The 14,928-nt window shown below is 60.7% G+C and carries 15 protein-coding genes; 10 read left to right on the top strand and 5 right to left on the bottom strand.

All coding sequences use genetic code 11. From position 1 onward, the window contains the following. The first annotated feature begins 73 nt into the window (after positions 1 to 73). From L6762_RS07140 to L6762_RS07110, 7 genes are all read left to right on the top strand, one after another. On the top strand, positions 74 to 577 hold the full coding sequence (locus L6762_RS07140; RefSeq protein ID WP_237186280.1) for a DUF456 domain-containing protein: 504 nt from the start codon (positions 74 to 76) through the stop codon (positions 575 to 577). 18 nt (positions 578 to 595) lie between these two features. Then, entirely contained in the window at positions 596 to 1,063 is a 468-nt protein-coding gene (locus tag L6762_RS07135; RefSeq protein ID WP_237186279.1) for a hypothetical protein, read from the top strand. 6 nt (positions 1,064 to 1,069) lie between these two features. Further along, positions 1,070 to 2,371: a glycosyltransferase 87 family protein gene (locus tag L6762_RS07130; protein WP_237186278.1), complete on the top strand. Its 1,302-nt coding sequence runs from the start codon at positions 1,070 to 1,072 to the stop codon at positions 2,369 to 2,371. Between the two features lie 118 nt (positions 2,372 to 2,489). Continuing rightward, positions 2,490 to 3,149 carry a hypothetical protein gene (locus L6762_RS07125; protein ID WP_237186274.1) on the top strand — a complete coding sequence of 220 codons (660 nt, stop codon included), beginning with the start codon at positions 2,490 to 2,492 and terminating at the stop codon, positions 3,147 to 3,149. Then, complete coding sequence (locus L6762_RS07120) at positions 3,139 to 3,864, top strand: hypothetical protein (RefSeq protein ID WP_237186273.1); 726 nt, start codon at positions 3,139 to 3,141, stop codon at positions 3,862 to 3,864. The genes L6762_RS07125 and L6762_RS07120 overlap by 11 nt, the downstream gene beginning before the upstream one ends. Before the next feature lie 60 nt (positions 3,865 to 3,924). After that, the gene (locus L6762_RS07115; RefSeq protein ID WP_237186271.1) at positions 3,925 to 5,073 is read left to right on the top strand and encodes a CPBP family intramembrane glutamic endopeptidase; all 1,149 of its coding nucleotides are present in this window, start codon (positions 3,925 to 3,927) and stop codon (positions 5,071 to 5,073) included. 10 nt (positions 5,074 to 5,083) lie between these two features. Beyond that, complete coding sequence (locus tag L6762_RS07110; protein ID WP_237186270.1) at positions 5,084 to 6,388, top strand: M18 family aminopeptidase; 1,305 nt, start codon at positions 5,084 to 5,086, stop codon at positions 6,386 to 6,388. Positions 6,389 to 6,477: 89 nt separating this feature from the next. On the opposite strand, the gene L6762_RS07105 is transcribed toward L6762_RS07110, so the two are convergent. Both L6762_RS07105 and L6762_RS07100 read right to left on the bottom strand, forming a co-directional pair. Then, positions 6,478 to 6,840, bottom strand: coding sequence for a GNAT family N-acetyltransferase (locus tag L6762_RS07105; protein ID WP_237186268.1), 363 nt, complete (start codon positions 6,838 to 6,840; stop codon positions 6,478 to 6,480). 95 nt (positions 6,841 to 6,935) lie between these two features. Next, positions 6,936 to 7,391: a carboxymuconolactone decarboxylase family protein gene (locus L6762_RS07100; protein ID WP_237186266.1), complete on the bottom strand. Its 456-nt coding sequence runs from the start codon at positions 7,389 to 7,391 to the stop codon at positions 6,936 to 6,938. 98 nt (positions 7,392 to 7,489) lie between these two features. Here L6762_RS07100 and L6762_RS07095 point away from each other — a divergent pair, with 98 nt between their 5' ends. Further along, positions 7,490 to 8,227, top strand: coding sequence for a phosphatase PAP2 family protein (locus tag L6762_RS07095; RefSeq protein WP_237186264.1), 738 nt, complete (start codon positions 7,490 to 7,492; stop codon positions 8,225 to 8,227). On the opposite strand, the gene L6762_RS07090 is transcribed toward L6762_RS07095, so the two are convergent. Together L6762_RS07090 and nadE are read right to left on the bottom strand one after the other, a co-directional pair. Beyond that, a complete protein-coding gene (locus tag L6762_RS07090; RefSeq protein ID WP_237186262.1) occupies positions 8,215 to 9,483 on the bottom strand; it encodes an ATP-binding protein in 1,269 nt (422 codons plus the stop codon). The genes L6762_RS07095 and L6762_RS07090 overlap by 13 nt on opposite strands. Before the next feature lie 89 nt (positions 9,484 to 9,572). Then, positions 9,573 to 10,397 (bottom strand): ammonia-dependent NAD(+) synthetase, encoded by an 825-nt coding sequence (gene nadE / locus L6762_RS07085; RefSeq protein WP_237186260.1) that lies wholly within the window; start codon positions 10,395 to 10,397, stop codon positions 9,573 to 9,575. Positions 10,398 to 10,575: 178 nt separating this feature from the next. Between nadE and L6762_RS07080 the strand changes: the two genes are divergently transcribed. Next, positions 10,576 to 11,133 (top strand): DUF4870 domain-containing protein, encoded by a 558-nt coding sequence (locus L6762_RS07080; protein ID WP_237186247.1) that lies wholly within the window; start codon positions 10,576 to 10,578, stop codon positions 11,131 to 11,133. A 214-nt stretch (positions 11,134 to 11,347) separates the two neighbouring features. After that, positions 11,348 to 12,532, top strand: coding sequence for a tyramine oxidase subunit B (locus L6762_RS07075; RefSeq protein ID WP_237186246.1), 1,185 nt, complete (start codon positions 11,348 to 11,350; stop codon positions 12,530 to 12,532). A gap of 196 nt (positions 12,533 to 12,728) precedes the next feature. Here the strand turns inward: L6762_RS07075 and L6762_RS07070 are convergent, their stop codons facing one another. Continuing rightward, positions 12,729 to 14,705: a M13 family metallopeptidase gene (locus tag L6762_RS07070; RefSeq protein WP_237186245.1), complete on the bottom strand. Its 1,977-nt coding sequence runs from the start codon at positions 14,703 to 14,705 to the stop codon at positions 12,729 to 12,731. Positions 14,706 to 14,928: the final 223 nt, after the last annotated feature.

Raw genomic sequence — 14,928 nt, 5'->3', positions numbered from 1 at the left:
TCACGCCAGCCCCGGCCAATAGGCTTTGGCATGCCCAATGCTTGCCAGTAACCGCACCGGTAAACTGAACAGTATGACCCTAGCTATCGTGATGACCCTTATCGCCGTCGTCCTCATTGCCGTCGGTATTGTCGGTATCGTCTACCCCATCCTGCCCGGCTCCTTCGCCGTGATCGGCGGCGTGCTGCTCTGGGGGCTTACCCTGCGCGGGCCGGAAGGCTGGTGGCTTCTCGGCCTAGGCCTTCCCATCATGATTGCGGGCATGGCTGCCCAGGCCCTCCTCACCGGCAAGACCCTCAAACAGCGAGCCATTCCCAACCGCTCTATTCTCTGGGGCGTGCTCGGCGCGGTAATCGGCATGTTCGTAATCCCCGTCATCGGCCTCTTCGTCGGCTTCGCGGTAGCCCTGCTGCTCAGCGAAACCGTGCGCAGCCAGGGCGATATCGCCACCTCAGCACGCAGCACCCTGGCCGCCCTCAAATCAATGGGCATCGGCATCCTCATCGAACTCGCCGCAGCCCTCACCACCGGCACCATCTTCACTATCTGCGCCATCACCTACTTCATCACCGCCTAGCCGGTAGACTGGTTTCCCGTGAAAACACTGCCTGCTTCCCTCATCCTTGCCGCCACCGCCATCGTCCAGGCCCTCGGTATCTTCCGCTACACCGAAGACACCATGGCCCTCTCCGGTCAAATCTTCTTCCCCGTACTCTTTGCGCTCATGGCCATCTACATCACCTGGCGCAACAAAGAAAACAACGGCGCCTTCCCCCTCGCCCACATCATCATCGCCGCCCTCGCCGTCGTAGCCCTGGGCGCCACCATCGCCGGGTGGAGCGCCAGCCTCTACTACTTCTACCCCTCCTACTACGTCTTCTACGCAGCCCTCGGCCTACTCGTTCTCGAACTCGCCCTGCGCATCGCCGCCCTGCCCAAGAAAGCCGCCGAGGAGCGTCCTGCCAAACGCCTACCCGGCCGCGCCAAAACCAAGCGCGGCACCAACCTGGTAGCCGTCCGCAAGACCGCAGATCAGGACGCCGCAACCCCCACCGAAAAGTAGCCCCAGGTGCCCCTCTTCAGCCTCACCACCCGCCTACCCGCCCGGAACATCATCTGGCCGGCCCTCACCGGCCTCTTCTTCGTAGCGGTCATGCAGTGGCACATCCGCCACTCCATGATTCTCAACGGCCAAGACTTCGAGGTCTACCGCACCGGCGCAGGCGTGGTCTTCGGCGACCTCTACCCCGGCAAAACCCTCTACAACTACTACCTAGAAGACGGGCAGCCCATCACCCTGCCCTTCACCTACCCGCCCTTTGCGGTCATGGTCTTCGCCCCCTTCGCCTTCCTGCCCCTCTGGGCCGGCGCCGGGGCTATGACCCTCCTGGCCGTCCTGGCAGCCCTCTGGATCTCGGTGCTGATTCTCAACCACGCGCGCGCTCGCGGAATCACCGTACCCGGCGAGGCCCTGCTGGGTAGCCGCTCAACGGTTGTAGTGATGGCTACCTGCATCACCATGTTTAGCCCCTGGGACCGTGGTATTGGCCTAGCCCAAATCAACGCCCTAATCCTGCTGCTGGTGCTCATCGACCTGCTCCGCCCAGCCACCCGGGTGCCCCGCGGCGTGCTCATCGGTATCGCTGGCGGTATCAAACTCACCCCGCTGGCCTTCGGCCTAATCCTGCTCATGCGCCGGGACATCAAGGGGGTGCTTACCCTGGGCGTCACCTTCGCAGCCACGGTCGCGGCAGGGTTCATCTTCATGCCCGCCACCGCCCGAGAATTCTGGTTCTTCGCCATCTCAGACCCCTCCCGCGTGGGCAACATCGCCTACGTCGATAACATCTCCACCCTGGGCTGGCTCCTGCACCTTGGCCTGGTTGAGGGGCCGCTCCTGTCGGCCCTGCGCTACGGTCTTATCCTTGCCCTGCTGGTGGGTGTAGCCTACCTGATCCCGGTGTTGCACCGCCGCGGCATGGTGCTCTCCCAGATAGCCCTCAACGGGTTCTTGATGATGGCCATGTCGCCCATTTCCTGGTCCCACCACAACATCTGGCTACCCCTGCTGATTGCTGCCTTCTGGCTGGATGCCTTCCCCACCTTCTTCACCCTCGCCCCCCGCGCGGTACGCCTACTGGCCGGTGCCCTAACGATCATCGGCTTCGCCGGGCTCATCTACGGGCCCATGCGCATTGGCATTCGCCTCGACCCCACCACCCACAACCTCGACGAGCTCAGCCAGGCGGCCCTGGCGGTGTCCTCTGCCCCCATCATCTGCCTCACCGCAGCGGTGTTGCTCTGGGTCGCGGTTGCGGTGCGCTACCGGCGGGTGCTTGCCAGCTATCTTTCTGCCCGCAAGGCCGTGTGACGTGCAAGTTTTCACGAGGGCGCCTGAAATTTAGGGGAGTGAGACAATTTAGTGCTTTGATAGTGGAGCCTGACGGAGAGACATTCCATAATTGTGCCGGAGGCAGTACAATTATGGAATGATAACCGTTGAAGCTTACTCCCAAAAAGCAGGCATAACCCCCAGGGCAGTGCGAGCCAAAGCCCAGCGGGGGCTGATAAAGGCACATAAATTTGGAAATCAGTGGGTTATCGAAGAAGATCCCTCATCTGCTGAAAAGTTATCTGCTGGTCGCCCCCTCTCAACTCGGGCTTTTAACGACTTAGCTCTTATTGCTGACAATTTTTCCCCAGAACTTCCACCTCAGCGCAAGCACCGGGCTAAACAAAGACTTCAACAGCTAAAAGTAGAAGGCTTTAGCCGTTTTCTTGGTTTTGCTCGTAGAACAGATCTCGATGTGCAGTACTTCTTGCTCTCCCACCAGGAGATTGCTGAACTTTCTCAAGAGCTTGCTTCACAGCTCACCGGCGTTAGTAATCCGATAGCAGGAATAAACGGAACTCTCGTTGACGCCTACGTATCCAGGGAACAGCTAGAAGATATCGTACTTTTCTACTCTCTATCTCCCGCAACAAAAGCACACCATAATGTGCGGCTCAGAGTAGGGGATGTACCTAAGAACATCTCACGTTTGCATATTGCCGCTGACCTCTATGAGGATGCTACTCCTCGTTCACAAACTCGTGCACGAGAACTCTTTGAGCAAGTAATGCAACAAGGACTAAGCCATGGAGACTAACGTCGTTAAAATCAATGCTCTTAGTGAAGCTGAAAAAGAGACCTGGTGGGCCCTCTTTGATATTGCCCTCCAAATGCCAGACGGGTGGGCAATAACCGGTGGAAGTCTCATGAGACTTCTTCTTGAAGAAAGACAGCACCTTGGCGCGCGGGCGACAAACGACATTGACGTTGTACTTGATGTGAGAGCTCGTCGTGCAAATGTCTCCGAGTTTTATGAGGCTCTTGACCGGGTTGGATTTTCTGTAGATGGACATAATGCAAGTGGGCAGAATCATCGGTGGGTACGAGGCCGAGCTCAGATTGATGTTCTTGTTCCCTCTGGGTTGAGCTTGAGGACGCTATCGTGGAACTACCCGGGATTTGGCAAGCTTTTGCCGACTCGGGGAGCGCAATTCGTTTTATTTGATGTCGAAAAGGTGCTGGTGCAGGTGAACGAGCGTCAAGGCATCGTTAACCGCCCAACAGCGCTAGGAGCTTTATATGGGAAATGCTCTGCACTTTTGAATAATGGGGACACTGATAAAAGCCGTCACCTTGCAGATATAGCTCTGCTGAGTAAAGTTCTCAGTGTAACGGAGCGAAGACGCATAGTTGGGTTAAGCGGTAAACAAAAATATCGACTGAAAAAAGGAATCCAGGGTTCGTTGAGTGTGTCTTCAGATGCTGAGTCAGTTGAATCGCTTAACCGGTTGCTTAAAATTCTCGAGCGTTAGACCTGTGTAAGAAAGCCCTTCCTCGGTTTTCTCTGTAAACCTGCCCTGTAGGGTAGAGGCATGAGTACACCCAACGACCCCCGTATTCCCTGGCAGACGCCCGCCCCCAATCCACCGCAGGCTGCGGCACCGGGCTACGGGGCGGCGTCCGCCCACCCGCAGGGGCAGGTGCCCCACCCGCTAGCAACCCACCCCAACCCGGTGCCCCTGCCGCCGGTCGGCTGGCGCCCCGGCTATCGGCAAGAGAAGCAGAATCTGGGCTACCACCGGCTCTCCCACGCCGATCCTAAAGGTGCCTGGTGGAAGCCCCTGGTCGAAGCTGTCATCGGGGTGCCGCTCTACCTAGTGCTCTCCCTGCTGTTGGTAGCTGCCTTCTTCTTTGTGCTCCTGCTGGGTCTTGACCCCGCCCTGCCCGCTGACCCCAGCTACCTCATCCTCGCTGCGAGCCCGGGAATCCTTGAACAAGAGGCCCTGCGGAGCCCCGCCACGTTCGTCTTCCTGTTCGGGTCTGTAGCCCTCATGTTCCCCGCCCTCTGGGTTGCCCGCCTGATTCTGGGGCCCAAGCCCTGGGGCCTGATTCACTCGGTCGCCGGGCGTATGCGCTGGGGCTGGCTGGCTACCTGCTTTGGGATAGCCGCCCTGCTCATTGTGGCCCTGCCCCTCGCCTTTGATACGGCCCTGGGGGCTCGCTACGTTCCCAGCACGACCCTGCCGGTGAGCGGCCTCATCGCTATGCTGGTCGCTATCGCCCTGGTGGTGCCGGTGCAGGCCTACGCCGAAGAACTGGTCTTCCGCGGCTACCTCATGCAGACCATCGGCCGCTGGCTGAAACACCCCGCCTGGGCCATCGTGATTCCGGCCCCGCTCTTTATGCTGGGGCACCTCTACGACCTGTGGGGCCAGCTTTCCGTGCTGGTCATGGGTTTGGCTGCCGGGTACATTACCTGGCGTACCGGCGGGCTCGAAGCGGCGATCGCCCTGCACGTGGTCAACAACCTGCTGGCCATGAGCTTCGGTGTGCTGGGCATGGCCGACCCCTTCCTGCAGGAAGGTTCCACCGTGGGCATGTTCATCTCGTCGCTGGTGTCGAACGGCCTGTTCGTGCTGGTCGTCATCTGGGCGGCGAACCGTCGCGGGCTAGAACGCACCCGCCCAGCCCTGGTCTGGGTCAAGGAAGGCCACCCTGAAGAGTCGCAGCCTGTCCGGTAAAATGTGGTCTATGACTCTTTCACAGACCTTCGATGCCCGAACCAACATTGATGACCTAGCCGCCTTCGTCACCGCGTCCCCCACCTCCTTCCACGCGGCAGCCGAGGCCGCCCGCCGCCTCACCGCTGCCGGTTTCACAGAGTTGAGCGAGCAGGACGCCTGGGGCAGCACAGCTGCGACCGGCAAGCACTTCGTGGTGCGCGACGGGGCCATCATCGCCTGGGTGGGCACCGAAGCCCACGAGAGCTACCGGGTGCTGGGTGCCCACACCGACTCCCCGGGCTTCAAGGTCAAGCCCAAGTCCTCCGTACGCACCCTGACCTGGAACCAGGTGGGGGTCGAAGTCTACGGCGGGCCCCTGCTCAACTCCTGGCTCGACCGCGAACTGCGTCTGGCCGGGCGCCTCACCGTCCTGGTCGACGGGGCACTCGAAACCCGCCTGGTCGCCACCGGGCCGATTGCCCGCGTCCCCCAGCTCGCCATCCACCTGGACCGCGCCGCCAACGAGGGCCTCAAACTCGATAAGCAAGGCAACCTCTACCCCGTCTGGGGCTTCGGCGACTCCACCGGCGACGTGCTCGCCTACCTGGCCGAACGTGCCGAGGGTGGGCCCATCGACCCCGAAACCATCGTGGGCTACGACCTCATGTTCGCCGACTCCGCCGAACCCCGCGTCGTCGGTGAAAACGACGAGCTCTTTGCATCGGGTCGCCTGGACAACCTCAGCTCCGTCCACGCCGGCCTCACCGCCCTCATCCGCTACGCCGAGGCCGGGGTAGAGTCGGCCCAGACCGCCGTGCTCGCCGCCTTTGACCACGAAGAAATCGGCTCAGAATCGCGGTCCGGGGCTGCCGGGCCCTTCCTGGAGGACGTCCTGGTGCGGCTTTCTGAGGCCCGCGGCGACTCCGCCGAAGCCTACCGCCGCTCCATCTCAGAGTCGGTCTGCCTCTCCTCAGACGCCGGCCACCTGGTGCACCCCAACTACGCCGGGCACCATGACCCGACCGTCCGCCCCGTGCCCGGCGGCGGGCCCCTGCTCAAAATCAACGCCAACCAGCGCTACGCCACCGACGCCGTCGGCGCCGGAATCTTCGCCCAGGCATGCGCCCTAGCCGAGGTACCCTACCAGGAGTTCGTCTCCAACAACAATGTGCCCTGCGGTTCCACTATCGGTCCCATCACCGCCACCCGCCTGGGTATGCGCACCGTGGACGTCGGCGTCGGCCTGCTCTCCATGCACTCAGCCCGCGAACTCACAACCGTAGCCGACATGGCCCACCTGACCCGCGCGATTGAGGGGTTCTACAGAATCTAGAAGGCACAGCCCGATAGTCTTGTGCGCGTCGGCACCCTGAACGCCAGCCCCGAGCTAGCCGACGCGCACAAGACCATCGGGCTTTACCTTTACTTAACTGCCTTCGCTAAAAAGCGCAGGTGGGCAGGTTCGGGCTTGCGGGTCTTGTCGGCGTAGTCGGGGTGCTTCTCCACCCAGCCCTTGATGTAGGGGCAGACAATGACCGGTTCGTACCCGGCCTCAATGGCCTGGTCGAGGGCACTTTTGACGAGCTTGGATGCCAGCCCGTGCCCGCCGAATTCTTCCTTCACCACCGTGTGGGGGAAGATGCGCTGCTTGCCCCCGCCTTCGGTGTAGGTGAAGAACTGGGTGAAGCCAGCCGGGCTGCCGGAACTGTCGGCAAAGATTTCGTAGGCGCCGCGGCCGTCCTCGTCGCGCTCAGCAACAAGCGGGTTCTCAAGGGTTGCGTTCATAGGGAAGTCCTTTCATGAGACTTATCCAAAAAACCAGGTGAAGCAGGCTCACAGCGAGCGTGAGCCTGTGTAACTTGCTGAATAAGGGCAGGTGGCTAGGCCGGGTGCTGCGACATAATCGAAATCCGGTTAGCCGCGTTCATAGAGATCGCTAGCCACTGCACGGCACTGTACTGCTCATCAGTGAGCACACCCCGGGCGTAGGTGCGGGCAAAGTCGCGGTCCTCGGGGCAGGGGAGCTTCGTGACGGTTTCAGCCAGGAAGAGCGCCGCCTTTTCAGTGAGGCTGTATTCGCTGCTTTCCTCCCAGACGCTCACCAGGGCCCGACGGTTCTCACTTAGCCCCGCCTTAATGGCCCGCTTTGTGTGCACCTTCAGGCAGTAGGCGCAACCGTTAATCTGCGAGATACGCAGGCAGACCAGTTCAATGAGCTGGTCGTCCAGGCCCGCCGCGCGGGCTGACTCGCCCGCCTGCTTGCTCAGGGCACCAAAAGCTGCCCAGGCTGCCGGGTCGGATTTATCGAGATAAAACTCTTTGGGTGTATCAGACATAGCACCAGCTTACTTGCCCGGCTCTCTAGCAAGCAGCTAGACGGGATAGCCCGGGGCAAGCCGGTAATCTAGAGGGTGCCCCGTGAAGAGAGGTAGCCGTGAACCACACCCCCGAATCGCCCTGTACCGGTGGGGCGCGCGTCCGTCCGCCCGCTGCTCCCAAGGACGCCCCCGCGCCTGCTCCTGCCCCCGGCGAGCGGGCGGGGCTCCGGGCCCGTCTGGCTCGCGCCAGACTTACGGGCCTTCTGGTTTTTGTGGCAATGTGGCTGGTCAACGCGCAGTCCCTCACCAACCCCGTGGATAACGCCGTCTGGCAGGCGTCGCTGACCTGGCGCACGGGCACGCTCGATGCCTTTTTCTCGGTGCTCACCCAGGCCTTCAACACCCTGCCCATGACAATCTATGTGCTGGTGACTCTGGGGTTCTTCATCTGGCGCTACCGCTCTGCCTGGCCCCTGGCGACCCTGGGCGTAACCATGATTCTGGCCCCGCTCACCGTCACCCTCATCAAAAACCTTGTGGACCGCCCGCGTCCCTCCCTCACGCACCGCCTCGTTGAGGAGCTGACCTTCTCGTTCCCGTCGGGGCATTCCACCAGCACCGCTGCCTTCTGCGCTGCCCTCTTCCTTACCGCCTACCCCGCCCTGACGCAGCGAGGACGCCGCGCCCTGGGAGTAGGGCTCGGCGTCCTCGCGGTGACCATCGGGTTTTCCCGTATCTATGTGGGGGTGCACTGGGCTACCGACGTGGTCGGCGGCCTAGCCCTGGGCCTGGCAATCGCCTGCCTGGTGCACCTGGCCGTTTTTACTGCCTATACCAGGAATCAAAAATCGTGACCGGGGTGGTGCGTCTCAACGCGTGGATGCGCCCACAGCGCTGATATCGGAAGAACATGAAGCCAGGGCTCGGGGGAAAAAGCCAGTTCACCAGTATAAAGAACAGCTGCTGCTGCGACCCTGTCGCCTAACCGCTCCTTCATAGCCTGAAGATGCCCAGCTTGCCTTACACCAGCGACAGACCGGCTCTTCACCTCGAGGAGGATAAGACGACCATCGTTGAGTTCTAGGACCAGGTCAACCTCTTGGTTGCGTTCCCGGAAATGATGCACACGGAAGGCCGTATCGCTCCATTCTTGCTGCTTGAGCAGCTCATTGGTGACAAACTGTTCCAGTAAAGAGCCATAGTGTTCTCTTCCCCCAACGGTTGAAACTTTATCTAGGGTGAACCCGGTCAATGATGCTGCTAAACCGGTGTCTATTAACCCGACTTTAGGGCGTCGGATAACCCGAGAGCCATAGTTGAGACCCCAAGCGGGGGCCTCTTCTAGCAGATACATGCGTTGAAGCAACCCGATGTATTTGTTCACGGTAGTTTCACTGGTGCCTAGATGCTGAGCTATTCGGCGTTTGACGAGCTCATGGGCTCCGTGAGTTGCAAGATAGCTCATAAGGTTTCGGAGATGTGCTGAAAAATCTCCTTCTTCAATTTCTGCGGCATCATGAGTAGCTAATGCGTCAACATAGTTAGTGAACCACGACCGTTTAGTGCGTTCGCTGGTGCGGAGCAGAGGTACAGGATAACCGCCCCTCAGGACGAAGGGAGCGGGGTCCTGGGCGGTGAAGTCGCCTTGTGCTCCGGCAAGAACCCAGCTGACAAAATCTTCAGGGGGTAGTGAGAGCTGTTCACCGACACTCAGGGGGCGAAGCGTCACTGACTCTTGACGCCCTGCCAGTGAATCACCAGAACCCCGTGTTTTGAGAAGGTTAGCTGAGCCCGTAATGATAAAACGCCCCGGGCGCCGGTCCTGGTCAACGGCCGCTTTGAGTTGCAAGGTCAGTTCAGGAACACGCTGGAGCTCATCAATCACGAGGGTGTGCCCATTGGCCTGCTGTAGAAATCTAGCGGGATCAGCCTGAGCGAATTCTCGTTGACCGGCATCATCAAGCGTAACGACGGTTGATTTTTCTCCGGCGAGTTGTTGCGCCAAGGTAGATTTCCCCACCTGCCTGGCCCCTTGGATGACCATAATGGGGGTATCTAAAAGGAGCTCTTGGCAGATGGGGTAAAGATGGCGTGGGAAGGGGGTGGTCATACTCCTTATTTTAGAGAGTGCGTGGAGATTTACCACCCTTGGAATGGATATTTGCCACCTTCAACGTGGAGATTTGCCACCTCTGAATATTACTGCTTATACCAAGAATCAAAAATTGTGACCGGGGTAGTGCGCTTGTGGCGCGACCGCAGGAACCTACCCTCGATGTTTTCTGCTGCCGCCGGGTCGATGTCCTTACCTTCTAGGTAGTCGTCGATTTGGTCGTAGGTGACGCCCAGTTCGTCCTCGTCGGTGTGGCCCGGCTTACCGTCGAGCAGGTCGGCTGTGGGCACCTTCTCCCACAGACGGGTGTCAGCCCCTAGCACCTTGAGCAGAGCCCGATTCTGGCGCTTATTCAGACCAAAGAGGGGCATGATGTCAGCTCCACCGTCACCGAACTTGGTAAAGAAGCCGGTGACAGCCTCAGCACCGTGATCGGTGCCGACCACCAGCAGGTTCTTCTCACCCGCCAGGGCGTACTGGGCGATCATGCGGGCACGGGCCTTCACGTTGCCCTTGTTGAAGTCAGCAATGGGGCGGCCGGTTGCGGTAGCAAAAGCGGACTCGAAGCCGTCAACAGCCTCTGCAATGTTGTAGGTGACGGTCTGCTGGGGCATGATGAAGCGCAGGGCAGCCTGGGCGTCGTCCTCGTCGGCCTGCACCTTGTAGGGTAGGCGGACGGCAATAAATTCAGCCTCAACACCCTCTAGTTCCAGCTGCTCCACAGCCAGCTGGCACAGGCGTCCGGCCAGAGTGGAATCCAGCCCGCCCGAAATGCCCAGCACAAAACCGCGGGTGCCGGTGGCCTTGAGATAATCCACGAGGAATTGGACGCGCTTGCGCACCTCCTCGGTGGGGTCGATGGAGGGCTTCACGCCCAGTTCTTCAATGATGTGAGCCTGTAAATCGCGCATGACTCTATGCTACTGCCCGGTACGCATCAGGTTCACTGTCAGGGCGTAACGGATTGGTTAACTCTCCACCCAGAGAATGATTTTGCGGTGGAGAGTGAGCGCCTTCCTCGCCCTTACCTCTTCGGATTGGCTATGGTGGAAAGCGAGAGAACCAGCCCCGAACGGAACACAGGTCGATATGAACGAGCAGAACCAGAACCCCTACGGTAACTACAATCAACAGGGCCCAAATGGCCCTTCGCACCCGCAGCAAGGCCAGCCCTCTCAGCAGCAGCCCGGCATGCAGGGGCAGCCTCAGGGAGGTCAGTACGGTCACTGGCAGCAACCTGGCTTTGGCGCCCCTACCTACGATGCTTACGGCAACGTCATTCCTGCTGATGCTAAAAGCATGGCTATGTTTGCCCATCTCTCGGGTCTGTTGGGCCTGGTGCTGACCGCATCTTTCGCCAACTTTATCGGCCCCCTGATTTTCTGGGCTATCTACAAGGATAAGCCGGGCTACGGGTTTGTGCGCGTAGCTGCCGCAGGGGCTTTCAATTTCAGCTTCACCCTCTGGCTGGTCAATATTGCCGCCTGGGTACTTACTATCGCTACCTTCGGGCTAGCAGGTCTCTTTACCTGGATTGTTTTCATAGCGGTGTGGGTGGCCCTCATCGTTGTGCATATTCTTGCTGCGGTCAAAGCCAATAACGGTGAAGTGTTCACTTATCCTATGGTTCTGAAGGTGCTCAAATAGCTAAGGCCAGTCAGAGAAGGGTTTGATTTTTGCTCAACAGCAAATGAATTCTTGCCCAACCTGTTTGGCAGATGAAGCGACTCTATAGCGGAAGTACGCAAAATAGTGTCCACCCAGCTGTCGGGTATGCCCAAAAACTCATTTATCAGCGGCGTTTAAAAGTGTTATGTTGATTCGTCTGAACTTTTAACACTCACAGTTGGAGATCCCCCGCTTGACTTCACACGACGCCTACCTCAACGCAGCCGTTGACCCCGAACTCAACCCCGTCTTCCCCCGCATCGACTTCCGCTACCTCTCAGAAGCCGACATGATTGCGGCGGGCGTAGAAGACGTCGCCGCCTGCACCGACGCCATGGAAGAAGCCCTGGCCCTGCACGCCCGCGGCGACTACCGCATGGCCGGCCACAACGGCGAATCCCACGGCGCTAAGGTACAGTTCCCCGTCAACCCCGCCCACGAAGGCATGCCCGCCGACGGCCCCGACCGCCGCTACGTCGCCATGCCCGCCTACCTGGGCGGCTCCTTCCGCACCATGGGCGTCAAAACCTACGCTTCTAACATCGACAACCGCGAGATTGGCCTACCCCGCTCCATTCTCATGCTCACCCTCAACGACGCGACCTCCGGCGCCCCCCTGGCCTACATGAGCGCCAACCTGCTCTCGGCCTACCGCACCGGCTGCGCCTCCGGCGTCGGCGCCCGCCGCTTCGCCCCCAAGAACGCCAAGGTGCTCGGCCTGCTGGGCCCCGGCGTCATCGCCAAAGCAACTGTTGCAGCCCTCATCGAAGCCCGCCCCACGGTCGACACCATCAAGGTACTCGGCCGATCCCAGAAGGGCATCGACACCTTCATCAGCTGGGCTGAAGAGACCTACCCTGGCATGAACGTCATTGCCGTTGAGGAACTCGAAGAGGTTGTGCGCGACTCTGACATCGTCACCTTCTGCACCTCGATTCACGTGGGCGACCCCGAAACCTACCCCACCGTCCGCCGCGAATGGGTCAAGCCCGGCGCCTTCTTCGCTATGCCCGCCGCCTGCAACCTGGACGAGGGGATGTTCGCCGATGACGTGCGTAAACTCGTCGACAACGCCGGCATGTACGACGCCTGGGCCGAAGAAACCGAACCCGGCAAGTCCCACAACTACGTTTCCATCATCGGCTGCAAGTTCAACGACCGCATCCACAACGGTCTGATGGCCCCTGAAGAACTGCGCGACATGGGTGAAGCCCTCAACCACCCCGCTCCCGAAGATGACGAAGAGAAAATTACCGTTTACTCCGTTGGCGGCATGCCGATTGAGGACGTCGCCTGGGGCACCGTGGTCTACCGCAACGCCGTCCGCAAGGGTATCGGCACCGTGCTGAACCTCTGGGACGTCCCCGCCATGTCCTAACCCCTTTCCCTGGGATAGCAGAAAGGACGCCGGTGAGCAGCTCACCGGCGTCCTTTTAGTTAAGCGGGGGTGCAGGGGGGGCTTTCCCCGGAAGGCGACTGGCTGGGTCTGGCATGAATCGAGGGAGCGCGCCAGCGCGAGCTCGAGAAGGTTAGTCGCCGGAGGGGAAAGCCCCCTGCACCTTATATAGCTTCTTCTACCAGATACGCACGCGCTCCTCCGGTGCCAGGTAGAGGGCGTTGTCGGGCTGCACATCGAAGGCGGTGTAGAACTCGTCGATGTTGCGGACCACGCCGTTGACGCGGAACTCCTCGGGGGAGTGCGGGTCGATGGCCAGGAACATCTCGGCGGTCTGCGGGCGGGTCTTCATACGCCAGCCCTGGGCCCAGGAGATGAAGACGCGCTGGGTGGCGGTCAGGCCGTCGATGATGGGGGCGGTCTCAAGGGTGAGGCCCTGGCGTTCCAGGTAAATCTGATATGCCTTGAGCGCGATGGAGAGGCCGCCCAGGTCGCCGATGTTTTCACCCAGGGTCAGCTCGCCGTTGACGGTGAACTTTTCGGGGTCTAGACCGGTGGGGGTGTAGCCGTTGTACTGTTCGACCAGGGCCTTGGTGCGGGCGGTGAACTCTTCGCGGTCGGCGTCCGTCCACCAGTTGTTCAGTGCACCGGTGCCGTCGTACTTGGAGCCCTGGTCATCAAAGCCGTGGCCAATCTCGTGGCCAATCACGCCGCCGATAGCGCCGTAGTTGACGGCGGCGTCCGCGTCCACATCGAAGTAGGGAGCCTGCAGGATTGCGGCGGGGAAGACGATTTCGTTGGCCGGGGGCATGTAGTAGGCGTTGACGGTTTGCGGGGTCATGAGCCATTCGGTCTTGTCAACGGGCTCGTTGATGCGGTTGATCTGGAACTCGTGCTCGAACACGCCTGAGCGGCGCAGGTTTTCGAAGAGGTCGTCGGTTAGTTCCAGGGCGGAGTAGTCGCGCCACTTGTCGGGGTAGCCGATCTTGGTGACAAACTTGCTGAGCTTCTCGAGGGCGCGGGTGCGGGTTTCGTCGGTCATCCAGTCCAGGTCGGTGATGGAACGGCGGTAGGCTTCAAGCAGGTCGTCGACCAGCTCCATCATCTTGGCCTTGTGGGTGGGCGGGAAGTGAATAGCTACGTATTCCTTGCCCAGCTCCTCACCCAGGGAGCCTTCGACCAGACCGACACCGCGCTTCCAGCGGTCACGCAGTTCTTCGGAGCCTGAGAGGGTGCGGCCGTAGAAGTCAAAGTTCTCTTCGACGATGGCCTGGTTGAGGTAGGGGGCGCGGGAGTGGGCCATGTGCCAGATGTACCAGAGCTTCCAGATGAAGAGGGGAGCGGTGGCCCACATCTGGGCGGCTGCCTCAAAGTAGGAGGGCTGGTTGACCACAACGGTGCCGGCCTTCTCGGTGGAAATGCCCATGCCTGCCAGCCAGGTGGTGAAGGGGAAGCCGGGGAACTTCTCGTCTAGCTCGGCGGCGTCGACCGGGTTGTAGCGCTGGTCGGCGTCGCGGGTACGTACGTTATCCCAATGGTGGGAGGCAATTTCGGTCTCGTGGGCGAAGACGGCGCGGGCGGCGTCCGCCGGTTCAAGACCGAAGTTCTCGGCCAGGCCGGTCAGCTCAAACATACGCTCAATGTGGGCGACGTAGGCCTCACGCAGGTCGGCGTACTTCTCGTCGCGGTAGTAGGACTCATCGGGCAGACCCAGGCCGGTCTGCGCCAGGTAGAGCACGTACTTCTCGGGGTTCTTGGCGTCGATGCTGGTGTACCAGCCGAAGGGGCCGCCGTGGCCCTGACGGTCAAGCTCCGCCATGACCTGCACAAAATCATCGGGGGTAGCCGCGTCCAGCACCGGCTGCACCTCGGCGAGCAGCGGGGCGGCGGCGTCCGCCTCAATTTTCTCGGTGTTCATGAAGGACGAGTAGAGGGCGCCAATGCGTGAGGACGGCTGCTCGGCGGCGAACTTCTCGACGATGTCGCGCACGTGCTCCTCGGCGGCGTCGCGGAGGAAGTACATGCCGCCGTCGCGCGAGCGGTCGGCGGGGATGACGTGGGCGTCGTACCAGGTGCCGTTGACGTGACGGAAGAAGTCGTCGGCGGGGCTGGTCGCGGGGTCAAGGAAGCTAGTGTCGATACCTGAGTTAGTCATATCACCTAGTTTAGGGGCGCGGACGCCACCCGTCAGGTGCCGTGCGCGGGTTCGGCTCAGAGCGTGAGGGGGAGCTGTTCCGCCCCCTTCCGCTGCTCCGTGTTCTGCCGTCCCGTTATTTTGTACCGTGCCCTGCCCACTTTTTGGGTCAAAAGTGGGCAGGGCGCGGTACAAAGTGGGTTAGAGGGGCGTAACCAAACCGTGCCGCGCTTGGGGTGGCGCG

Origin of the sequence: Rothia nasimurium (genome assembly GCF_928381705.1) — a bacterium.
In the GTDB taxonomy this organism is placed as follows: Bacteria; Actinomycetota; Actinomycetes; order Actinomycetales; family Micrococcaceae; genus Rothia; species Rothia nasimurium_G.
This window is presented reverse-complemented; position numbering and strand designations above follow the sequence as displayed.